Here is a 20120-nt window from a genome sequence, read left to right on the forward strand (position 1 = left end):
ACGAGGGGAATGATCACTCCAACCGTGGAGCCGGTCGCCGGCGGGGTCTCCGACGTGCGCGTCTCCATTCGGGACGCGGTCGGGGGCGCCCTCGTCGCCCGGGATCGGGCTAACGAGGCGGAGTCATCACAGGAGATAGAACACGTATGAAGACGAACTGCGAGGGCTGTGCCGGCTGCTGCGTCGACTGGCGGCCGATCGCGGACGCGCCGTCGGATCACGAGCGGCGCGGACCGGGCGAGCCGCTCGACGACGCGTACAACTTCGTCGCCCTGACCCGCGACGAGGTCGCCCGTTTCGTCGAGCGGGGGCTGGGCGACGTTCTGACGCCGCGGCTCTGGCGCGTCGACGAGGAGACCGCTGGCGTCGTCGTCGACGGCGTCCGGGTCGCTGCGCTCGCGGGCTATCCGGCGTTCTTCGTCGGGTTCCGAAAGCCCCCGAAGCCGATCGGTCCGTTCGGGACGGCGCGCCGCTGGCTGTCGACCTGCGCGTTTCTGGACCCGGACACGCTTCAGTGTCGGATCCACGACCGCGACACGTACCCAGACGAGTGCGCGTCGTACCCCGGACACAACCTCGCGCTCGACGCCGAGACGGAGTGTGAGCGCGTCGAAGCGGAGTACGGGGGTGAGCGCCTGCTCGACGACGAGGCGGAGGGACACGACGGACTAATGCTCGGCCCGCAGGCGGTCGGCGCGAAAGTGTTCGCGTACCCGGACCCCGAGGAGCTCACTGGCATCGTCGAGCGACTGCGGCGGGGCGAACTGACCGAGACGGACCGCGCCGCGTTCGTCGGCGTGGCCGCGGGCTCGAAGCCCGGCTCGCTGTCGGTCGATGAAGAGCGCGCGGCGACGGCCACCGCGGATGTCCTCGACGCCGACTCGTGGGCCGGGCGGGCGATCCGCCAGTGGGCGGACGCCGCGGGCGACGTCGGATCGGCGGCCGACGATCACCCGTCCGGCGACGCGGTCGAGGCGTCCCGCGGCGCGCCGCAGACCCCCGGCTGGGACGACGTCGACGGAGCGTGAGCGACCCCGCTGGCGACGGAGCGTGAGCGTTCTCGTCGGCGACGAACTGGACGCAGCGAGAGAACGGTTATCCGGCTCCGGAGTCATACACCGGTATGGACGTTCTCGTCACGGGCGCGACGGGCTTCGTCGGGGGGCGCCTCGTCCCCGCGCTCCGCGCGGCCGGTCACGAGGTGACAGCGCTCGTCCGCGACGCGTCGCGGTACGAGAGCCCCGAGTCCGTTCGGGTCGTCGAGGGCGACCTCCTCGAGCCCGGGAGCTTCGATGCGGCGCTCGACGTCGACGCGGCGTACTACCTCGTTCACTCGATGCGCTCGGGGGCGGACTTCGAGGCGCGCGATCGAACCGCCGCGCGGAACTTCGCGCGCGCGGCCTCAGAGCGCGGCGTCGACCGCGTCGTCTACCTCGGCGGCCTCGGGGAGGACCGAGACCGGCTCTCCGAACACCTCCGCTCGCGGCGGGAGGTCGAGCGCCTCCTCGCCGCTGGCGAGTACGACCTCACGACGCTGCGAGCGGCGATCCTGATCGGATCGGGGTCGGCGAGCTTCGAGATGATCGTCCAGTTGGCGTCGCGGCTCCCGGTGATGGTGACGCCGCGGTGGGTCGAAACGAGGTGTCAGCCGATCTTCGTCGACGACGCGATCGAGTATCTCGTCGGCGTCCTCGACGTTCCGGAGACGGCGGGTGAGACCTACGAGATCGGCGGACCGGACGTCCTGACGTACCGGGAGATCCTGACCCGCGTCGGCGGTCATCGCGGTCGGGCGCCCGTCATCGTCCCGGTCCCGATCCTCTCGCCGAAGCTCTCCTCGCTGTGGATCGACCTCGTCACGGACGTCCCGGCCCCGGTCGCCCGGCCGCTGATCGACGGGTTGAGAAATCCCGTCGTCGTCCGCGACCACCGGATCGAATCGCTCGTTGAGGTCGATCTGACGCCCTTCGACGTGGCCGTCGAACGGGCGCTCGGAGGCGGCCCCGCGGCCGACTCTTCCCCCGAGGCCGCCGACGAAGTCGACGCTGAAGCCGGCACCGAGACCGGGGCGACGGATCGTCGGGGACCCGATACCTGATGCGCCGGTCGACGTCGCGCTCGGAGCGACGGGTCGAGCCCTACGGCGAGACGTGGGTCTATGAGAGTATCGTCGGTGCGCTCCTCGGCCTCCACCTCTCGGACCGGCAGGCGATCACCCTCCAAGTGGGACTGTTCGAGGTCGCCGTGTTGCTCCTCGCGTGGTGGTACGACCTCGGGTCGGCGGTTCTACCGGGAACAGTCGCCGTGGTCGTCGCCGCGGTGGGGAGCGTCGTGATGCGGCGGTTCGGCCGGCGGACGCGACGACTCGACCTGCCGGAGCCGTACCGCCGCCTCCTCTTCGGATCGAGCATCGAGGTCGTCCTCGGCGTCTTCGCGTTCGTCGCGCTCGTGACGTACGTGTTCGTGTTCGCCCCGCGATCCGCCGTGCCGCCGCTTTTCGAGCGGCTCTTCGGGAGCGCCGCGCCGGTCCCCGTGACGTTCCTGACGCTCTTGATCCTCTGGGACCTCTGTTACCGCATCGGCACCTCGTGGTGGGCCGCCCTCGTCGCGCTCTGGCGGTCGCGGCGGTACGCGTTCGACGCCGAGACGGTGCGTGCGCTCCGTCGGCTCGACGCGCTGAACGTCGCGTTCGCGCTGACGCAGCTCGCGATGGTCCCCTTCATCCTCGATCAGCCGGTGCTGTTGCTCGCGGTGGGGGGCCACGTCGTCGCCGTCGCTGTCGTGTCCACGGCGGCAATATGGACGCTTCGCGTCCGCGACGGACACGTACCGTCCGCGAGTACGTAGTCGGCCGGCGAGCCTTCACTCGCCCTGTAGCTGTTTGAACTGGTCGAGGAGCGCCTCTGTCGAGTCGCCGGAGTCGTACTCGATAGTACCCCGATACACCGTCCGGTCGTCCGAGAAATCCGTATCGACCGCACCGTTCTTCCGTTCACGACGTTCGTGCTCGTCGTCGTCGTATGCGCCCATCGACATGGTACAACATACCGTGTGTGGGTATCCCATATATAGATGTCGCCGGAATCGGACCCGAATCCACCCATCGGTCGGGGCCAGAGAGGCGACAGTTAAACCGGACGGCCCCCTACGGGCGCGTGTGGCACGCCCACTACGCTTTCGATACGCCCCCGGTCGCTGGACCGAAGACCGGGTAGTCGGTCAAATCTACCGCGATCTCGATCGAAATCTCGGCGCGACCCGCCGCCGTCCGTGGTTCAAACAGCCGGACCGGTACGCGGGCGAACGCTTCGAGATGGACAACGGCGACATCGCGCTTTTCATCTGGAACGACGAGGAGGCCTATTGGCTCGGCAACACCGAGACGCCGGAGGCGCTCTGGCGGACCGAGAAGTACAACTTCTCCGACGTTCCCGACGACGTCTCGCGGTGGGCCACGCGCGAACTCACCGCCCAGTTACACGACGAGAGCCCGTGGCTCGAACCGTACCCCGCGCTCTCGTGGTTCTTCCTTCCCGTCTTCCTCTCGAAGGACGGCCGCGAGACGACCAGAGCGTTCTTCGACGAGCACGCGGCCGGGTTCCCCGACGCGACGCGCGAGGAGGCACTGGAGTTCTACGAGTCGTTCCTCCGGACGCGCGTCCTCGACGAGTGGCGCGAGGTGATGGCCGGCAAACTCGGGACCTCCGAGTACCTCGACCTCACGCGGATGACCGCGACGATGGGCGAGTTCAACGTCGGCCACCTGCTCGTCGAGGCGGGCTACGAGATCGAACCGGAGATCGACGTCTCGACCGGCCACGCCATCGACTACCGCGCGGAGCGTCCCGACGGCGAAGCGGCCCTCGTGGAAGTCACCCGGCCGACGCCGACGGGACAGCGCCGGGCCGGGACGCCGGTGGCGGCCGTCCGCGACACCGCGGCGACGAAATCGGAGGGGCAACTGGAGGAACACGGCGGCGGCGTCGTCCTCTTCGTCGACTGCTCGTCGTTCCCCGACGACGAGTGGCAGTCAATCCTCGCGGAACGTCCCGAGGTACACCACCGCCCGGCCGTGGTCTTCCGACTCAGGCCGTCGGGTCGCATCGAGGGATACACGAAGGGGAGCGTCCCCATCGATATTCAGCTATCGTAGCATTCCGACTGTTTTGCGCGTCCGATCGAACGACCGCGTGCCATCGAGTGTACAGTGACTTGCAAACGGCCTTATATAGCCGACCAAACCGCCGCTCAAAAGATCGATGGGGGCCGACACCCGTCGGCCGTCCGTCCCGTTAGAAGGAGACCTGCTGCGGTCCCTCTTCGCCCGTCGCGTAGGCGTCGCGGTCGCTGTAGTAGCGCCGACCGATAGCCTCGTGGCCGAGACCGCAGAAAAGCGCCGAGTGGGCGTCGTCGGCGCTCCGGTACGTCTCCGACCCCGCACGAGCGAGTACGTCTCCGAGGCGCGCCGATCCGTTGGGGAGTTCTATCGTCTGATCGCCGTACGCCTCGATGAGGTCTTCGGTCGTGGCCGGGAACTCGTGGGCGTCGATGAGCTCACCGGTCTGGTTCAAGCGCATTGCACTCTCCCGTAGAGGCTCCGTATTCTTAATGGTTTTCTATGAGGATATATGTAGAATGCAGGATTCCTTAATGATCATTAATTGGTGGCTGGTGCCACGGATCGTGTCCCCGTCTGTGACACGGGCGAGGCTGAAATCGTGAGCGTCGCGGACACGGTGAGGAACGGCGCGCGACTGCCGGAGTCGGCGGCAAAAGAGCACTGGTGATTGTTCGCACGGGGTATCGGTGAGCGCCCACCCCTGACGGCGTTCGCCGGGAGGAGACGAGAACAACCATTATGAGACGTCGCCGCCGATTTGTCGGTGTGACACACGACCGTGACGACGCCCCGGTGGCGGACCTCCACGTTCACACGACCGCCTCCGACGGGACGCTGACGGTCCCCGAACTCGCCGAGTCGGCGCGGGCGGGCGGCGTCGACGTCGTCGCCGTGACGGACCACGATCGAATCCACCCTGAGCTCGACGCGCCCGTGAGCGACCGCGACGGCGTGACCGTGATCCGCGGGATCGAACTCCGCGTCGACGCCGGGGACCAGCGCCTCGACCTGCTCGGGTACGGCCTCGAAGCGACCGCGGGGATCGAGCGGGTGACCGAACGGATCCAGCGGAACCGGAAGCAGCGCGGGGCCGAGATCGTCGAGCGCGTGGAAGCGCGCCTCAGCGTCGACCTCGACGTGGAACTCCGCGAGGGCTTGGGGCGACCGAACATCGCCCGCGCGATCGACGAGAGCGACGCCCCCTACGATTTCGACGGCGCGTTCGCACACCTGATCGGCAACGACGGTCCCTGCTACGTCGAGCGGTACGTTCCCCCGTTTTCGGAGGGGGTCGAGGCGCTTCGAGCGTCCTGTGCCGTCGTCGCCCTCGCCCACCCGTTCCGCTACCCCGATCCGGAATCGGCGCTCGAGCGGGCCCGAGAGCTCGACGCGGTCGAGCGCTACTACCCCTACGGCGGATCGAGCGCCGAACGAGAGGACCGGGCGCTTCTCGACCGCATCGCCGGGGAGGCTGGACTCCTGTTGACGGGGGGGTCGGACGCCCACGACCGGACGCTCGGCGTCACCGGCCCGCCGCGGTCGGCGTTCGAGCCGTTCGCTGCGCGTCTGCCGGGCGTCTGACTGTCGTTCTCGGTGGCGATAGCCGGGGGCGCAGAGTTAAACCCCACGGAGACCCAAGCGTGGGTATGAAGTGCCACTACTGCGACCGGGACGCCGCCTACGCCGCGGAGAAAGACGGAATCAAGGTCGGCCTCTGTGAGCGGCACTTCCGGACGCAGGTCGAGGCACTGGCCGACTCCGAGGAGTTGGCCGCGATCCGAGAGCAGATCGACATCGATCGCGCGGAGTAGTCGACGTCGGTCGCGGCGAGCGTATTTGTCGCCGCGTATCGACGCGGCGTTGGCGACGTTATCGACGCGCCAGCGGCCGCTCACAGTCGGGACACCGCTCGTCCACGATGGTCACCTGCGCGTCGCAGTCGGGACACACCTCGCGATAGCAGGCTGGGTCGCCCATCTCGTCTTCGCTACGCGCGCGACCGACAAAGTCGTTTATGCCGCGTTGACGCGACAGCGAGGCGCTCCACTCGGCGACCGTATCGCTCCGTCGGCGCTTCGCTAGCGACGCCGCTACGCAGACAGTCGCTCGAAAGAAAACGGATTCGCGGGCGTTCGGCGGGCGATTCGAGGCGTGCGGGACGTGGGAAGTGATGTAAGCGTTCTGAACCGATCTTACATTGCGCCGCCCATACCGCCCATGCCGCCCATGCCACCCATGCCGCCGGGGGCACCGCCGGGCGCGCCGCCCTCGTCGCCGCCGTCGTCGCTGCCGCCGCCCTTGAGGTCGCCGGCTGCGATGACGTCGTCGATGCGGAGGATCATCACGGCCGCCTCGGTGGCGGACTCGATGGCCTGCGTCTTGACGCGGAGGGGTTCGACGACGCCGTCGTCCTCCATGTTGACGATCTTGCCCGTGTAGGCGTCGAGGCCCGCGGCGATGTCGCCGTCGGAGTGCGCCTTGCGGAGGTTGACGAGCGACTCGATGGGGTCGAGGCCGGCGTTCTCAGCGAGGGTGCGCGGGATGATGTCCAGCGCCTCGGTGAAGGCCTCGATCGCGAGCTGCTCGCGACCGCCGACGGAGCTCGCGAACTCGCCGAGCTCCATCGAGAGTTCGGTCTCGCTCGCGCCGCCGCCGGGCAGGACCTGTCCATCCTCCAGCGTCGTCTTCACGACGCCGAGGGAGTCCTCGATCGCGCGCTCGAGCTCGTCGACGACGTGCTCGGTGCCGCCGCGGAGGATGAGCGTGACGGACTTGGCGTCCTCGACGTCCTCGACGAAGATGCGCTCGTCGCCGCCGATGTCCTTCTGGGCGACGGAGCCGGCGAAGCCGAGGTCGTCGGCCTCGATGTCGTCGAGCGAGCCGACGACGTTGCCGCCGGTCGCGCGGGCGAGCCGCTTCAGGTCCGAGGACTTCGCGCGGCGGACCGCGAGGATGCCCTCCTTCGCGAGGTAGTGCTGGGCCATGTCGTCGATGCCGTCACCGACGAAGACGACGTCGGCGCCGACGTCGACGAGCTGGTCGACCATCTCCTGCAGCTGTTTCTCCTCTTGGTCGAGGAACTGCTGAAGCTGGTCGGGATCGGTGACGTTGACTTCGGCGTCGATCTCGGTCTCACGGACTTCGAGGGCGCCGTCGAACAGCGCGATGTTGGCGTCTTCGACGCCGTAGGGCATGTTCTCGTGGACGCGCTCTTTGTCGACGATGACGCCCTCGACGAGCTCGGAGTTGTCGATGGAGCCGCCGACGACCTTCTCGACGGAGACGTTGTCCGTGTCGATGCCGTCGTCGTCGGCGACGGCCACCACGGCGTTGACGACGAGTTCGGCGAGCAGGTCCTTCGAGGACTCCGCGCCCTTGCCCGTCATCGCCGTCTCGGCGATCTTGACGAGCGTCTCGTGGTCGTCCTCGGAGACCTCAATGGCGTTCGCCTCGAGGACCTCCTTGGCCTTCTCCGCGGCCTGACGGTACCCCTGCGCGATGGTGGTCGCGTGGACGTCCTGCTCGATGAGATCCTCGGCCTGGTCGAGGAGCTCACCCGCGACGACGACAGCCGTCGTGGTCCCGTCGCCGACCTCGTCCTCTTGGGTCTCGCTCACTTCGACGATCATGTTCGCCGCCGGGTGATCGATGTCCATCTCCTTGAGGATCGTGACGCCGTCGTTCGTTACGACGACCGAGCCGCCGGAGTCGACGAGCATCTTGTCCATTCCCTTCGGACCGAGCGTGGTCCGAACGGACTCGGCGACGGCTTTCCCCGCCGAGATGTTCATCGATTGTGCGTCTTTCCCCTGTGTGCGCTGTGAATCCTCACCCAGAATGATCATGGGCTGACCCTGCTGCATTCGCTGACTCATATACAACGTGGGATTGTTTGTGATTCTATATAAAAGTGACGTTCCCGGAACCGAAACGCGAGGGAGCGCGTGTCAAGGCACGTGTTAATCACTAACATACATTGATTTATATACTATTCCCGTACTCGGCCCGGATCCGAGGGCCCCCAGACGAGTAAAGACCTAGTAGCGGGACGGACTATCTCGCGGTGATGTCGCTGCGGGGGTTCATAGACGAGTTCGCGACCACGGACGCGGAGACGACGCTCTCGGTGGTCAACACGGCGCAGCCCCCCACGATTTCTCGGATGCTCGATTCGCTGTTCGCCAATCAGCCGGTCGCCGTCTCGGAGGTCGCTCGCGTCCTCTCGGACTCGGACGTCGTCCAACTGCACCGGGACGGACGCATCGTCGCCGAATCGAGCTTCGAGGACGTTCGCGACGCGATTCTCACGGTGAACTCCGACACCTACATCACCGGCTCTCGCTCCCTTCGCGACGTCGAAACGCCGGATGTCGTCCGCGATCTCGCGGGAACGCGGTTCCGCGTCCGCGGATACCCGGACAACGCGAAGGGGAAGCTCCTCCTGATCGAGATCTCTCGGTACATCGAGGCGGAAGCGGCCCGGCACGGACGAGGAGCGCTCCACGCCGGCTTTCAGCGACTCTCGCGAATCGCCGACGAGCGCGGCACCGACCGCGCGTACGAGGAGCTGGCTGCGACCGACCTCGACGTGCACGTATACGGCCTCGGCGACGCCTACCCCCTCGAATCGAGGGACGTGACCGTCCACGACGACGACGTCGCGGAGATCAGAAACGGGTGGTTCGTCGTCTTCGATCCGCCGCCGGACGCCGACGTCTCGGGGGCGGCGCTCGTCGCGCTCACCGACGATAACTGCGAGTGGGAGGGCGTCTGGGTCATCGACAGCGAGTCGGCAGCGCGCGTGAGGGCGTATCTCGAAGAGACGTACGGATAGCGGCGAACACCGCAGCATCCCCCTCGATCGGGCGCTATCCCGATTGCCGGACGTCGAAGCCCTGCGTGAGCTCGTTGTGCTTGCGTTCGAGGAACGAGTAGACCGCGCCGTGCGGGGCGCCGTCGAGGATCATCCCGACGGCGCGGCGAACGGCCTCGACCTCCTCGGGTTGGCCGATGACGCCGAGCGTCGTTCCCTTGATGACGACCTCCGCGCCCGTGAGCTCCTCCATCAGCTCGCGGGTCCGGCCGTCCTCGCCGATGAGTCGGCCCTTCTGTCGCTTCAGATCGTTCTTGTTTCGCGTGTGCGATTCGAGGTCGACGAGCTCGAACGTCCGAAGGTCGTTATCGAGAAGCGACAGCGCCGATTCGGGCGTGAACCCGCGGCCGATCGCGCGGACGATGTCCGGGGCGAGCATCCCGCTCACGGGGTCGCCGACGTCGTCGATCGCGACCGCGCCGGTCTCGGAGTCGATGTCGAGTCGAACCTCCGCCCGCTGTTCGATCTCGCGCATCGTCTCACCGCCCTCGCCGATGAGGACGCCGATGCGGTCCTGCGGGACCTTCACGTGTTTCATACCCGAATTATCCGACGGAACGGTTTAAGCGTTTTCAGCGTCGTCGCCCGGCGTCCCCGACGGATCTGGATCGGGATCGGTGACGAACGCGTACAGTTCGTCAGCGGTCACGCCCAGCCCCTGCCGGCGGAAGAAGGCGGCCACGTTCCGGCAGTCTCGCCGCAGGAACTCGCCGGCGTTCGGGTGGTGGACAGTCACGGCCTGCCCGAGGTCGATCACGACGAGTTCGCCGTCGTGAATGATCATATTGTACTCCGAGAGGTCGCCGTGGACGAGCCCCGCGGCGTGGAGTCGTCGCATGTACTCGCGGACGACCTCGTAAGCCGTCTCGGGGTTCTCGACGTCGACCTCGGCCAGCCGGCGCGCCCGCTCTTCGACGAGCCCGACGAGTTCCATCACGAGGACGTTTCGCTCGACGGCGATCGGTTCGGGGACGCGGACGCCGGCCTGTCGCGCGCGAGAGAGGTTCGCGAACTCCTTTTGGGTCCACGCGAGGACGATCCGCTTTTTGTCGTTGCCGATGCTCTCGAACCGCGGATCGCCTTCGAGGTACTCGCTCATCTGCCGGAAGTTCGAGGCGTTGATCCGGTAGATCTTGACGGCGACGTCGCGTTCGTCCTCGCCCTCGCTTCCGAGCGCCTCGTAGACGTTCGCCTCTTTTCCGGTCGAGATCGGGCCGCCGAAGGCGTCGATGTGACCGTCCTGTACGAGTTTGTAGATCGCCGCGAACGTGGCGTCGTCGAAGACCGACTGCTCCACTTTGAACTGATCGGCGTCCTTCAGCCGCTCGCGGAACTCGTCGAACTTCCGGTCGCGACGGCGGGCGATCCGGTCGGCCTCCGTGTCGGTGACATCGATCTCCTCCCACTCGTCGCCGGGAGCGTCGGCCTCCTCCGGAGCTAAAAAGCCGAACTCCTCGGAATCAGTCACTGGATGTGTCCTTCCTCGCGGAGCTGGTCCGCCTCGGACTTCTCGTAGCGCCAGACGACGTCGGCCTTTTCGTCCTGCCAGTCCCACGGCTCGACGAGGACGACGTCGTCCTCGCGGATCCAGATGCGCTTTTGCATCCGTCCGGGGATTCGCGCGGTGCGCTCGACGCCGTCGGCGCACCTGACTTTCACGCGGTTCGCTCCGAGCATATTCGTGACGACGGCGAACACCTCATCGTCGTCGGGCATCCGGAGGTCACGTCGTCCCCGGTTCTCGTCGTCGCTCATACGCGGCCGTTCGTCGCGCCTCGGTTTAAGTTCTGCGAGAACCGCCGTCGACGGCGCTTCGAGGCCGTCGCTCGCCGCTTCGGATCAGTGTCCCGTCGGGCTGTCGCGCGGCACTCGACACCCGTCGATCTCTCACCGACAGACGACACGCTCATACGCCAGCCGTCGGTACGGCGCGTATGGCATCCGACACGCTTCTCGTCTCCGGCGGCCGGGTCCTCCGCCCCGACGCGACGGTCGTCGACGCGGACGTGCTCGTCGACCGTGAGACCGGGCGAATCACGGACATCGGAGCGGAGCTGACGGCCGAACGCGCCGCCGACGATACCCTCGACGCCTCGGGCGGACTCGTGATGCCCGGACTGGTCAACGCGCACACGCACGTCGCGATGACGCTCCTCCGGGGGTACGCTGACGACAAGCCGCTCGACGCGTGGCTCCGCGAGGATATCTGGCCCGCAGAGGCCGAACTCACCGCCGACGACGTCCGCGCCGGAGCGGAGCTCGGCCTCGTCGAAATGATCAGATCGGGGACGACCACGTTGGCGGATATGTACTTCCACGTGCCCGAGATCGTCGAGGCGGTCGACGCGGCGGGGATGCGCGCCCGCGTCGGCCACGGCGTCGTCACCGTCGGGAAGGACGACGCGGACGCGCGCGCCGACGTCGAAGAGAGCCTCGAGGTCGCCCGCGAGTACGACGGCGCCGCGGGCGGCCGGGTTCGGACGGCCGTGATGCCGCATTCGCTGACGACCGTGGACGAGCCGCTCCTGCGTGAGGCCGCCGAAGCGGCTCGCGAAGACGGGATTCCGGTTCACTTCCACGCCAACGAGACGCGCGAGGAAGTCGCACCGATCGTCGAGGAGCGCGGCGACCGGCCGCTCGCCTACGCCGACGACCTCGGACTCCTCGCCGAGGAGAACTTCCTCGCGCACGGCGTGCACGTCGACGGAAGCGAGGTCGACCTGTTGGCCGACCGGGGTGCGGCGGTCGTTCACTGCCCGGCGTCGAACATGAAGCTCGCCTCCGGGATCGCGCCCGTGCAGAAGTACCTCGACGCCGGCGTGACGGTGGCGCTCGGCACCGACGGCGCGGCCTCGAACAACGACCTCGACCTGTTCGACGAACTCAGGGACGCCGCGATGATCGGCAAGCTCGGCGCCGACGACGCGTCGGCGGTGCCCGCGGCGGCGGCCGTGCGGATGGCGACTGAGGGCGGCGCCGAGGCGCTGTCGCTGCCGGGGGGGCGTATCGAGGTCGGCGCGGCCGCGGACCTCGCGGTCGTCGACCTCGACGCGCCGCATCTCGCGCCCGCTCACGACCTCGTCAGTCACCTCGCGTACGCCGCTCGCGGTTCCGACGTCCGCCACACTGTCTGTGACGGACGAGTGCTGATGCGCGACCGCGAGGTCGTGACGCTCGACGAGAAGGGGGTCGTCGAGACGGCCCGGCGGCGCGCAGTCGACCTCGTCGCCCGCGCGGCGTGACACTACGCGATCGACGGACTACTCGGCTCGGATGTCGACGCCGTCGTCGGTGATCGAAACCGTCAGGGAGTCGACGGCGCGCTCGTAGACGCTGGCGTGCCGGCCGTTGTCGACGTCGACGCGGACGGTCTCTTCGAGAAGCCCGGCCTCGACGAGCTTACTCGCCTCCCGGTAGACCGTCGAGAGCGGCACGCCCGATCGGTCCCTGAGTTCGCAGGCTGTTCCCGGGCGACCCGCCGCCTGTAAAAGCTCGATGCCGGTATCGCTCGCCAGTAGCGTCAGCGCGTCCGATCGCGGGAGCGTTGACTCCCTGCCGTCGACCCGGCGCGGCTCGCGGTCAGGTGTGGACATCTGCGCAGGTCGCCTATCGGAGCGGACCCTGAAAGGCTTTACCGGGGTCGACGGGGGCGGCCGAAGTAAACAACACCGTATGGCAAACAGCCGGCACTCCCGCGCCCGCGCCGACGTGCCGGACAACCGCTTCCCGGCGCGGGCTGATTCTCACGTCACGGGGGCGTTGGCCCCGGCATCGCACATAAGGGTACGGCGGCGCAGTAACGCACGTTGACGGGCGTGGATGCGGTCAGCGTCAGAGCACAGCGTGTACGCAGTCGCAAGCCAGACACAGTGGGAGGCAGTCGCGGCGATCACGTCACGAGCGCATCCCCCGCGAGGCTCGCCGCGGCGAGCCTCGCGGCCTTTTTTCCCCACCAGGTTTTTGCGCGGAGGGGTCCAGTGGACCCCTCCGTGGAAAAAGGTGGTTCGGTAGGTATTTTCCGCCCGGCGGGGTAGGTCGGTCTATGAGCACGTACCCGCCCATCGGCGAGCAACTCGACGATATTGAGTCCGCTCGCACCGAGGGGCGACGGAAGATGGACTGGGCGCTCCAACACATGCCGATCCTGCGGGAACTCCGCGAGCAGTTCCGAGAGGACCGACCGCTCGCCGGCCACACGATCGGGATGGCGATGCACGTCGAGGCGAAGACGGCGAACCTCGTCGAACTGCTCGCGCTCGGCGGCGCGGAGGTCGCGATCACGGGCTGTAACCCCCTGTCGACCCACGACGACGTGAGCGCGGCGCTCGACGCCAACGACGACATCTTCTCGTACGCGAAGCGCGGCGTCGGCGACGACGACTACTACGCCGCCATCGAGTCGGTGGTCTCCCACGAGCCGACGATCACCGTCGACGACGGGATGGACATGATCTACGCGATTCACGAGGACTACCCCGAACTCATCGACACCATCGTCGGCGGCGCCGAAGAGACGACGACGGGAATCCACCGCCTGCGCGCGATGGACGACGACGGGGAGCTCAAGTATCCGGTCTTCGCCGTCAACGACACCCCGATGAAGCGGCTCTTCGACAACGTCCACGGGACCGGCGAGTCGTCGCTCGCGACCATCGCGATGACGACGAACCTCTCGTATGCGGGCAAGAACGTCGTCGTCGCCGGCTACGGCTACTGCGGCAAGGGCGTCGCGAAGAAGGCCGCCGGCCAGAACGCGAACGTGATCGTCACCGAGGTCGAGCCGCGCCGCGCGCTGGAGGCGCACATGGAGGGCTACGACGTGATGCCGATGAACGAGGCCGCCGCGGTCGGCGACGTGTTCATCACGACAACGGGAAACCGCGATGTCATCACCCGCGAGGACTTCGGTGAAATGAAAGACGGCGTTCTGCTCGCAAACGCCGGCCACTTCGACGTGGAAATCGACCTCGGCGCGCTCTCGGAACTCGCCGTCGACGAGTACGACGCGCGCGACGGCGTCCGCGCCTACGAGCTGTCCGACGGCCGGCGGCTCAACGTCCTCGCGGAGGGACGGCTCGTCAACCTCGCCTCGCCGATCGCGCTGGGTCACCCCGTCGAGGTGATGGACCAGTCCTTCGGGATTCAGGCGGTCTGCGTCCGCGAGCTCGTCGAGCGCGGCGGCGAGTACGCCCCCGGCGTTCACGACGTCCCCGACGACCTCGACCGCGAGGTCGCAGAGATCAAACTCGAGGCGGAGGGCGTCGAGATCGACTCCCTCACTGACGAGCAGACGGAGTATCTGGGAAGCTGGAGCCACGGGACGTAACGCCACTCACACTCTCTAGGGAGCTCGATCGACTGCCCAGACCTCACTGACCCCAGGTCCACTTCGCGTCGAGGACGTACCGGTAGATCCCGCTCACGAGGATCGCCACGGCGTTGGCCGCGAGATAGAGAACCGCCCCCCGCTCGACGAGCAGATACAGCACCGCGAGCTGAATCGGGATCGCGGTGCCGCGGACGACGTTCGTCTTCAACAGCCCGTAGAGATACTCGGCGGTCCCGGTGTTCTTCGAGATCTGAAACGTCCAGGCGTTGTTGAGCACGTAGGAGAGAATAATCGTGATCTCGATCGCGAAGACGGCCCCGAGTATGTAGAAGAGCCCGCCGACGTCGACGAACAGCCACAGGAGGACCATCTGGACGCCGGCCGTGAGGGTGCCGACGATGACGAACCGGCGAAGTTGTAGCGCGAGCGGACCGCTGTGGAGGTTTCGGAGAAAACTCCGGAGCATCTATCGGTAGCCGAGCGCCTCCAGCCGAGCCTCGAGATCCTCGTCGACATCGCCCGCCTCCCGGGCCGCCTCGGCGGCCTCGCCCCGCTCGCGGAGTAACTCCGCGTGTGCGTCGACGAGCGGTCGGAACCGGTCGACGACGCGCTCTGCCTCGTCCGCGAGGTCGTCGGCGATCGTATCGCGATCGGCCGCGTCGAGATCGGCCGTACCGTTGTCGACGCCGTCGGCGACGCGGTTCACCTGCTGTGTCGGGTCGTCCGGGCGGTAATACAGCTCGTGGGTCTCTCTGTCGACGTTTCGGATGTACGTCCAGTCGCGGTCGCGGACGCTCACGAGCAGGTCGCCGTCCGAGAGCGACCGGGGAATCGGCTGGGCGGTCACCTCCTCGCCGCGGACCGTGACGGAGACGACCGGGTCGTCCGCGGGGGCGTCGCCGTCGGTCACCGCCGCCGAGAGCGACGCACCGCGCCACTCCTCGGGAGCGTCGACGCCCAGCAGGTCGGTGACCGTCGGCGGGATCGCCTCCAGCCCGACCGGGCCGTCGATCCGTCGCCCCTCGGCGCCGGGAACGTCGACGATCAGCGGGACGCGGATCAGCTCGTCGTACAGCTTCGGGTAGTGTGCGAGGTGGCCGTGTTCCTGGAACTCCTCGCCGTGGTCACCCGCGAGGATGACGGCCGTCTCGTCGTCGAGTCCGTTCGCGGAGAGGTCCTCCAACAGCCGGCCGATACTGGCGTCGACCTGTCGGGCGGCCGCCTGATACAGCGTGCGGAGGTCAGAGAGGGTCCGATCGCCGACCTCCCAGCCGAGTCCGGTCCGCGCGTGTGCGCGGAGCATCCGGTGAGTTCCGATGAGGCCCGAGGAGACCTCCCGGATGTACCGGGGTGCGGGAACGTACGGGGTGTGAGTGTCCATGTAGTGGACCCACAGGAAAAACGGCCCCTCGGCGTCTTCGAGGAACGCCGACGCGGCGTGCTCGACGTCGAACATGCGCGAGGTGTCCAGAAACGGGCGATCGTCGACGTTGCCGGCGAGTCGAGAGCGGATCCGCCTGATCGGCGACGCCGCGAGCTGGAGCCACGCCTCGACGGTCGGGTGCGTCGCGAGGTACCGGCTGTACAGGCTCGACCCGACGCTGGCGACGAACGGCTCGAACGCGTCGAAGCCGTCGTCGTAGCCCCAGTGGGAGGTGAGAAACCCGTTTGCGGCGTTGAACCCGCCCGTCGCGAATCCGGCCCCAGCGAGCGTCTCCGCGAGCGTCGGAACGCCGTCGACGCCGATCTCCCCCGAATCGGCGAACACCGGTCTGGACGCCAGAATCGACGGAAACGAAAACGGCGTCCAGTTCCCGTTCGCGAACGCCCGCTCGAACACCGCGCCGCGCTCGGCCAGACCGTCCATCACCGGCGTGTGGCGTTGCTCGTCGTACGCGCCGATCGCGTCGGCCCGCAGTGAATCGACCGTGACGAGAACGACGTTCGAAACTTCGGTGTCTGCGTTCATAGGTGTGAGCGAGAGCGCCTCCGATCGGTGCTGACAGCACACGGCGGAAGTATGTACTACCCGACTGATGGGATGTGGTACATATATACTCCCGGATTTGTTACGGGGTCGAGGCTTCCCCCCGAACCCGCGACGCCGAGCGCGTTTCGGCTCGGTGTCGTCCCGTTTAAGGTCCCCTCTCACCGAGTGACGGATATGTCCTCGAACCGGAAGGGCGACCGCCGCGAACGGGAGCTCGTCAACCGCCTCGACGAGGCCGGGTTCGCGGTGATGCGAGCCCCCGCCTCCGGCTCCGCGACGGAACGAGAGCTTCCGGACGTGCTCGCCGGCGACGGCGACGTCTTCTACGCCATCGAGGCGAAATCCAGTTCGGGCCGACCGATCTACCTCTCCGGCGAGGAGGTCGAGGCGCTGATCTACTTCGCGCGGAACTTCGGCGCGAAGGCGCGCATCGCCGTCCGGTTCGATCGGGAGGCGTGGTACTTCTTCCACCCGGGCGACCTCCACGTGACCGACGGCGGGAACTACCGGGTCAAAAAGGAGACCGCGCTCGCGGAGGGCGAGGGCTTCGACTCGTTCGTCGGCGGGCCGGCGCAGTCGCGGCTGACCGACGTCGGTGACGACGCCGGGTGATCAGCGACCAGTCGGCGTCTCCCGATCGGCTCGGTCCTCGCGATGGCTGTGCTCGGGCGGACCCGATCGGTCGGGGACCAGACGAGACGCCGGGAACAGGTATCGGGGCGCTGCGGCAGCGCCCGCGAGCACCTCGTCGGGGTCGACGCCCGCCGGCAACGCGTCCACGTAGACGGCCGCGAACACAGGCTCGTGGTCGCCGTAGTTCGCGTTCGTCCGGTAGTCGGCGACGAGACGGCCGTCCGCGGTTCGGACGTCGTCGGCGCGCTCGGGTACCCGGTCGACCACGACGAGGAGCGCGCCGGTCTCGCGGTCGCGGACGCGCTCCCCACGCTCGTGGTCGTGACGGTCACACAGCGCCGGACTGCGGTCGCCGATCGGTTCGAACGTCGGGTCGCCGCAGACGGCGCAGACGCGCTCGCGCTCGTCGGGGGCGGGCAGCAGCCCTCGGGCGATCTCGGCGGCGACGCGCCGGCGGTGTTTGCAGCGCGCGCCGCGGATCGCGCTGTCCGGACAGGTGCAACGCGACCGCTCGACGTCGACGACGTACGTCCCGCCCTCGCTTTCGACCACGTAGCGGCCGTCGCGGAGCGGCCGGACGAGCATCGGCTCCGCGCGGGCGCGGTGTGCCCGACCCACGTACCCGTCGGCAGGAAGCGTCGTCTTCCGTCGAGAGCCCCTGCGCCGAGCCGGCGGCTGTCGCGAGCGGTGACCGGCTCCCGATCGGTCGTCGGCGGTCGTTGCTCCCGGCGTGGAATCGTTTCGAGTGGGCGTCATCGTGTACTCGCCGCCAAGCGTGTCGACGGCTCCGTATGACGGTACGTTCCGCACGTCCCTAAACCCTCGTTTCGGGTGGAGATCGGGGCTTTGGGTCGCATCGAAGCCCTTTTAGAATGTCCTGCGGAAGGCGCAGGTATGGATATCGACGCGGAGATGCGCCGGAAGATCATCGTCTCTATCGTCTCTGTCGGCGCGTTCTTCGCCGTGTTCCTCGGGATCGGCGCCACCTACGGTCCCGACCTCGGCGAGACCGGCGGGCTCGCGCTCGTCGGCGCGATCGCGCTGTTTATCCTCGTGATGGCCGCCGTCGGCGTGATCCTGCAGGACTAGTCTCTCCGGGCGACGCAGCCGATTCTCGACCCGCGTCGCGTCCTCTCCGTCGGCAGCCACGCCCGCACTCCGTCAGCGACGCTCGCGCTCCGGTATCGCTTACTCCGCGTCGGCGGTCTCTCGCCAGTCGCGGACGTCGCCGGCGTCCCGCACCGCGTCCGTGTAGTACGACAGCGGGTGCGAGATCGTCTCGCAGCGCTCGTCGGGGTCGACGCAGTCGCCGTAGGCTTTCATCGTCGAACACGACGGCGGCGGGTACTGCGTCCCGTCGCCGTCGGCGAGGTACTCCACGCGCGTTTCGAGTCGATCGGACTGCTCACCGCCGCTGTCGAGCAGCGTCGTCACGTCGGCGGCGTCCATCCCGAGCGCGACGAGGAACGAGACGAGCGAGAACTCGCTGTGATCCGGCAGCGACTCGCCGCTTCGGGCCCGTTGGACCAGCGTCTTCAGACAGGGCGGAAACAGCGCCGGAACGACCGCCTCGACGCGCGACTCGCTGGCGACGTCGTGGTCGTTCAACAGCGACCGAAGCGCCGAGACGGACGGCTCGAGCGCGTCCGCGATCGCGTCGCCGCCGTCGCTACCGCGCACCTCGATCGGGAGCCCGGCGGCGACGCGCCGGTGGACGGCCGCCTCGACGATCCGCGTCAGCTCGTCGTCGGTGACGCTGACGGCGCCGCTGGCCACCTCGCGGTTGACGAGTCGCCACCGCTCGCCCCAGTCGGGGTCGGCGGTGTCGAGATACGCACCCAACTCGATCCAGTAGCGAGCCTGCGCGCGTCGGCCGCCGGCAGCGGCCCCGGCGCCGCCTCCGCCGGTTCCGCCGCTCTCGACCCCCACGCTCGACGGGCCGGTTCGTTCCGGCCGCACGGTCTCATCGAGACCGAACTCCCGGAGCACGGTCTCGCGAGTCGCCCGGCGCTGCCCGGCTTCCGGGACGTCGCCGTCGGCCTCGAAGTCCGTCCGAAACCGCTCTCGCGCCGTCGACGCCTCCGCGGCGGCGTACTTGTCGACGGCCGCGGGCGTGTCGATCAGGGAGACGAGGATCCGCGCGATCGGATACGAGAGCAGTTCAGTGCGGTCGTCCCATCGTCGGGGCTCCTCGGCGACCACGGTCCCCTCCATCAGCGCGCGCTCGACCCGTTCTGTGCCCCGCTCGACGGCCGGCGCGTCCTCGGCGATGAGCGCCGCGGGCGAGATGTCCGCCTCGCGGACGGCCTCGCGGGCCCCCTCGAAGAACGGATACCGCGCGTAGAGCGGGTCGATCGGCATCGCCTCCCCGTTTCGGGCGTCGGAGAATAAACGCGGCGATCGGTCCCGCGCGGGACCGTCGTTCTGCCGTAGATGCCGCCGACGCTCCGTAGGCGCGACCTATCCTCCCGTAAGGGGAACCTACTGCGACGTCCCCAGCGGGCGCTCGCCATACCGTATCACCTAAGGCGGCACGCGTCCTCTGCTCGCTCCGTGCCGCAGTTCGAGTATCCGTGTCCCGACTGCCGGGCCACGAACAGCCTCCACGACGCCGACTGCGAGTTCGAGGGGACGCCGTGGCCCGACGTCGAGAAGGCGTACACCGACGTCGTCGCGCGACTCACGGCCGGGCCGACCGACGAGCCCGCGCTCTACGACGCCGTCGACGGCGAGTGGGGCGCGCTCCACCGCGCGGCGCTCGAACGACTGAAGCGAGACGGGCGCGTCACGGAGGCCAACGACGTGCTCCGACTGCTCACGCCCGCGGAGTTCCGCGAGGCGGTCTCGGAGCCGACCCGCGAGCCGATGCGGACGATCTACCGGCGGGGGAGCGTGCCGGGCTGTCACGACAACGCGATTTTCGCGATGATCGCGTGGTACGAGATGGTCGGCCTCTCGTGGCGCGAAACGCGCGAGAACGTCGTCGAGTGGCTCCGCGAGAGCGGCGCGTGGTCCCGGGGCGGCTTCGAGGAGTCCTCGCCCGAGGAGCTCGTCGACGCGAAGCGACACGTCTACGAGGCGGGGTACGGCTGGAAGGAGAAGGCCGAGGCGGCAAAGCGCGTGATCGAGCGACACCGCGGGTGAGACGGGTCGGCGTCGCCGTCGCGACCGGCTG

24 protein-coding genes are annotated in these 20120 nt (G+C 68.2%); 13 read left to right on the forward strand and 11 right to left on the reverse strand.

All coding sequences use genetic code 11. From position 1 onward, the window contains the following. Positions 1-9: 9 nt before the first annotated feature. The 4 genes from ACT3HL_RS10730 to ACT3HL_RS10745 all read left to right on the forward strand — a co-directional run bounded on the left by ACT3HL_RS10730 (position 10) and on the right by ACT3HL_RS10745 (position 2847). Entirely contained in the window at positions 10-150 is a 141-nt protein-coding gene (locus ACT3HL_RS10730) for a hypothetical protein (RefSeq protein ID WP_445086831.1), read from the forward strand. Then, positions 147-1028, forward strand: coding sequence for a YkgJ family cysteine cluster protein (locus ACT3HL_RS10735; protein ID WP_445086832.1), 882 nt, complete (start codon positions 147-149; stop codon positions 1026-1028). Before ACT3HL_RS10730 ends, ACT3HL_RS10735 begins: the two co-directional genes overlap by 4 nt. A gap of 95 nt (positions 1029-1123) precedes the next feature. Further along, a complete protein-coding gene (locus ACT3HL_RS10740; RefSeq protein WP_445086833.1) occupies positions 1124-2098 on the forward strand; it encodes an NAD(P)H-binding protein in 975 nt (324 codons plus the stop codon). Then, positions 2098-2847 carry a DUF7530 family protein gene (locus tag ACT3HL_RS10745; protein ID WP_445086834.1) on the forward strand — a complete coding sequence of 250 codons (750 nt, stop codon included), beginning with the start codon at positions 2098-2100 and terminating at the stop codon, positions 2845-2847. Before ACT3HL_RS10740 ends, ACT3HL_RS10745 begins: the two co-directional genes overlap by 1 nt. 15 nt (positions 2848-2862) lie before the next feature. On the opposite strand, the gene ACT3HL_RS10750 is transcribed toward ACT3HL_RS10745, so the two are convergent. Next, entirely contained in the window at positions 2863-3036 is a 174-nt protein-coding gene (locus tag ACT3HL_RS10750) for a DUF5786 family protein (protein WP_445086835.1), read from the reverse strand. Between the two features lie 121 nt (positions 3037-3157). Here ACT3HL_RS10750 and ACT3HL_RS10755 point away from each other — a divergent pair, with 121 nt between their 5' ends. Then, positions 3158-4153, forward strand: coding sequence for a DUF5784 family protein (locus ACT3HL_RS10755; protein ID WP_445086836.1), 996 nt, complete (start codon positions 3158-3160; stop codon positions 4151-4153). Positions 4154-4292: 139 nt separating this feature from the next. Here the strand turns inward: ACT3HL_RS10755 and ACT3HL_RS10760 are convergent, their stop codons facing one another. Further along, entirely contained in the window at positions 4293-4577 is a 285-nt protein-coding gene (locus ACT3HL_RS10760; protein WP_445086837.1) for a DUF5789 family protein, read from the reverse strand. 281 nt (positions 4578-4858) lie between these two features. Between ACT3HL_RS10760 and ACT3HL_RS10765 the strand changes: the two genes are divergently transcribed. Next, the gene (locus ACT3HL_RS10765) at positions 4859-5701 is read left to right on the forward strand and encodes a PHP domain-containing protein (RefSeq protein ID WP_445086838.1); all 843 of its coding nucleotides are present in this window, start codon (positions 4859-4861) and stop codon (positions 5699-5701) included. Between the two features lie 65 nt (positions 5702-5766). Then, complete coding sequence (locus ACT3HL_RS10770; protein WP_445086839.1) at positions 5767-5931, forward strand: DUF6757 family protein; 165 nt, start codon at positions 5767-5769, stop codon at positions 5929-5931. A gap of 381 nt (positions 5932-6312) precedes the next feature. Here ACT3HL_RS10770 and thsA read toward each other — a convergent pair whose 3' ends face one another. After that, a complete protein-coding gene (gene thsA / locus ACT3HL_RS10775) occupies positions 6313-7965 on the reverse strand; it encodes a thermosome subunit alpha (RefSeq protein WP_445087043.1) in 1653 nt (550 codons plus the stop codon). A 221-nt stretch (positions 7966-8186) separates the two neighbouring features. Between thsA and ACT3HL_RS10780 the strand changes: the two genes are divergently transcribed. Next, positions 8187-8954, forward strand: coding sequence for a DICT sensory domain-containing protein (locus tag ACT3HL_RS10780; RefSeq protein ID WP_445086840.1), 768 nt, complete (start codon positions 8187-8189; stop codon positions 8952-8954). Between the two features lie 34 nt (positions 8955-8988). Here ACT3HL_RS10780 and ACT3HL_RS10785 read toward each other — a convergent pair whose 3' ends face one another. From ACT3HL_RS10785 to eif1A, 3 genes are read right to left on the reverse strand one after another with little or no spacing between them, the layout of a single operon-like run. Then, entirely contained in the window at positions 8989-9531 is a 543-nt protein-coding gene (locus ACT3HL_RS10785; RefSeq protein ID WP_445086841.1) for a KH domain-containing protein, read from the reverse strand. Positions 9532-9555: 24 nt separating this feature from the next. Continuing rightward, positions 9556-10461, reverse strand: a complete 906-nt coding sequence (gene rio1 / locus ACT3HL_RS10790) for a serine/threonine-protein kinase Rio1 (protein WP_445086842.1) — start codon at positions 10459-10461, stop codon at positions 9556-9558. Beyond that, positions 10458-10748 (reverse strand): translation initiation factor eIF-1A, encoded by a 291-nt coding sequence (gene eif1A / locus ACT3HL_RS10795; protein WP_311170339.1) that lies wholly within the window; start codon positions 10746-10748, stop codon positions 10458-10460. The genes rio1 and eif1A overlap by 4 nt, the downstream gene beginning before the upstream one ends. Positions 10749-10927: 179 nt before the next feature. Here eif1A and ACT3HL_RS10800 point away from each other — a divergent pair, with 179 nt between their 5' ends. Beyond that, on the forward strand, positions 10928-12235 hold the full coding sequence (locus ACT3HL_RS10800) for an amidohydrolase family protein (RefSeq protein WP_445086843.1): 1308 nt from the start codon (positions 10928-10930) through the stop codon (positions 12233-12235). An 18-nt stretch (positions 12236-12253) separates the two neighbouring features. Here ACT3HL_RS10800 and ACT3HL_RS10805 read toward each other — a convergent pair whose 3' ends face one another. Then, positions 12254-12586 (reverse strand): helix-turn-helix domain-containing protein, encoded by a 333-nt coding sequence (locus ACT3HL_RS10805; protein ID WP_445086844.1) that lies wholly within the window; start codon positions 12584-12586, stop codon positions 12254-12256. Between the two features lie 449 nt (positions 12587-13035). Between ACT3HL_RS10805 and ACT3HL_RS10810 the strand changes: the two genes are divergently transcribed. Further along, a complete protein-coding gene (locus ACT3HL_RS10810; protein WP_445086845.1) occupies positions 13036-14319 on the forward strand; it encodes an adenosylhomocysteinase in 1284 nt (427 codons plus the stop codon). Between the two features lie 43 nt (positions 14320-14362). Here ACT3HL_RS10810 and ACT3HL_RS10815 read toward each other — a convergent pair whose 3' ends face one another. Together ACT3HL_RS10815 and ACT3HL_RS10820 are read right to left on the reverse strand one after the other, a co-directional pair. Continuing rightward, positions 14363-14788, reverse strand: a complete 426-nt coding sequence (locus ACT3HL_RS10815; RefSeq protein ID WP_445086846.1) for a GtrA family protein — start codon at positions 14786-14788, stop codon at positions 14363-14365. Beyond that, positions 14789-16291, reverse strand: a complete 1503-nt coding sequence (locus tag ACT3HL_RS10820) for a sulfatase-like hydrolase/transferase (RefSeq protein WP_445086847.1) — start codon at positions 16289-16291, stop codon at positions 14789-14791. Between the two features lie 195 nt (positions 16292-16486). Between ACT3HL_RS10820 and hjc the strand changes: the two genes are divergently transcribed. After that, entirely contained in the window at positions 16487-16924 is a 438-nt protein-coding gene (hjc, locus tag ACT3HL_RS10825; RefSeq protein ID WP_445086848.1) for a Holliday junction resolvase Hjc, read from the forward strand. On the opposite strand, the gene ACT3HL_RS10830 is transcribed toward hjc, so the two are convergent. After that, positions 16925-17755 carry an SWIM zinc finger family protein gene (locus ACT3HL_RS10830; protein WP_445086849.1) on the reverse strand — a complete coding sequence of 277 codons (831 nt, stop codon included), beginning with the start codon at positions 17753-17755 and terminating at the stop codon, positions 16925-16927. Between the two features lie 84 nt (positions 17756-17839). Here ACT3HL_RS10830 and ACT3HL_RS10835 point away from each other — a divergent pair, with 84 nt between their 5' ends. Beyond that, a complete protein-coding gene (locus ACT3HL_RS10835) occupies positions 17840-18034 on the forward strand; it encodes a DUF7472 family protein (RefSeq protein ID WP_445086850.1) in 195 nt (64 codons plus the stop codon). A 99-nt stretch (positions 18035-18133) separates the two neighbouring features. Here the strand turns inward: ACT3HL_RS10835 and ACT3HL_RS10840 are convergent, their stop codons facing one another. After that, the gene (locus ACT3HL_RS10840) at positions 18134-19300 is read right to left on the reverse strand and encodes a DNA primase (protein WP_445087044.1); all 1167 of its coding nucleotides are present in this window, start codon (positions 19298-19300) and stop codon (positions 18134-18136) included. A 198-nt stretch (positions 19301-19498) separates the two neighbouring features. On the opposite strand from ACT3HL_RS10840, the gene ACT3HL_RS10845 reads away from it, so the two are divergent. After that, positions 19499-20089, forward strand: coding sequence for a DUF7474 family protein (locus ACT3HL_RS10845; RefSeq protein ID WP_445086851.1), 591 nt, complete (start codon positions 19499-19501; stop codon positions 20087-20089). The last annotated feature ends 31 nt before the right edge of the window (positions 20090-20120 follow it).

Source organism: Halobellus sp. GM3 (assembly GCF_052545375.1).

Excerpts from the sequence above, each read along its gene's own strand:
- ACT3HL_RS10735 (WP_445086832.1), top strand. The coding sequence starts at position 147 with ATGAAGACGAACTGCGAGGGCTGTGCCGGCTGCTGCGTCGACTGGCGG.
- ACT3HL_RS10780 (WP_445086840.1), top strand. The coding sequence starts at position 8,187 with ATGTCGCTGCGGGGGTTCATAGACGAGTTCGCGACCACGGACGCGGAG.
- ACT3HL_RS10770 (WP_445086839.1), top strand. The coding sequence starts at position 5,767 with ATGAAGTGCCACTACTGCGACCGGGACGCCGCCTACGCCGCGGAGAAA.
- ACT3HL_RS10765 (WP_445086838.1), top strand. The coding sequence starts at position 4,859 with ATGAGACGTCGCCGCCGATTTGTCGGTGTGACACACGACCGTGACGAC.
- ACT3HL_RS10805 (WP_445086844.1), bottom strand. The coding sequence starts at position 12,586 with ATGTCCACACCTGACCGCGAGCCGCGCCGGGTCGACGGCAGGGAGTCA.
- ACT3HL_RS10745 (WP_445086834.1), top strand. The coding sequence starts at position 2,098 with ATGCGCCGGTCGACGTCGCGCTCGGAGCGACGGGTCGAGCCCTACGGC.
- ACT3HL_RS10815 (WP_445086846.1), bottom strand. The coding sequence starts at position 14,788 with ATGCTCCGGAGTTTTCTCCGAAACCTCCACAGCGGTCCGCTCGCGCTA.
- ACT3HL_RS10740 (WP_445086833.1), top strand. The coding sequence starts at position 1,124 with ATGGACGTTCTCGTCACGGGCGCGACGGGCTTCGTCGGGGGGCGCCTC.
- ACT3HL_RS10835 (WP_445086850.1), top strand. The coding sequence starts at position 17,840 with ATGGATATCGACGCGGAGATGCGCCGGAAGATCATCGTCTCTATCGTC.
- ACT3HL_RS10785 (WP_445086841.1), bottom strand. The coding sequence starts at position 9,531 with ATGAAACACGTGAAGGTCCCGCAGGACCGCATCGGCGTCCTCATCGGC.
- ACT3HL_RS10730 (WP_445086831.1), top strand. The coding sequence starts at position 10 with ATGATCACTCCAACCGTGGAGCCGGTCGCCGGCGGGGTCTCCGACGTG.
- hjc (WP_445086848.1), top strand. The coding sequence starts at position 16,487 with ATGTCCTCGAACCGGAAGGGCGACCGCCGCGAACGGGAGCTCGTCAAC.
- thsA (WP_445087043.1), bottom strand. The coding sequence starts at position 7,965 with ATGATCATTCTGGGTGAGGATTCACAGCGCACACAGGGGAAAGACGCA.
- eif1A (WP_311170339.1), bottom strand. The coding sequence starts at position 10,748 with ATGAGCGACGACGAGAACCGGGGACGACGTGACCTCCGGATGCCCGAC.
- ACT3HL_RS10750 (WP_445086835.1), bottom strand. The coding sequence starts at position 3,036 with ATGTCGATGGGCGCATACGACGACGACGAGCACGAACGTCGTGAACGG.
- ACT3HL_RS10800 (WP_445086843.1), top strand. The coding sequence starts at position 10,928 with ATGGCATCCGACACGCTTCTCGTCTCCGGCGGCCGGGTCCTCCGCCCC.
- ACT3HL_RS10810 (WP_445086845.1), top strand. The coding sequence starts at position 13,036 with ATGAGCACGTACCCGCCCATCGGCGAGCAACTCGACGATATTGAGTCC.
- ACT3HL_RS10760 (WP_445086837.1), bottom strand. The coding sequence starts at position 4,577 with ATGCGCTTGAACCAGACCGGTGAGCTCATCGACGCCCACGAGTTCCCG.
- ACT3HL_RS10820 (WP_445086847.1), bottom strand. The coding sequence starts at position 16,291 with ATGAACGCAGACACCGAAGTTTCGAACGTCGTTCTCGTCACGGTCGAT.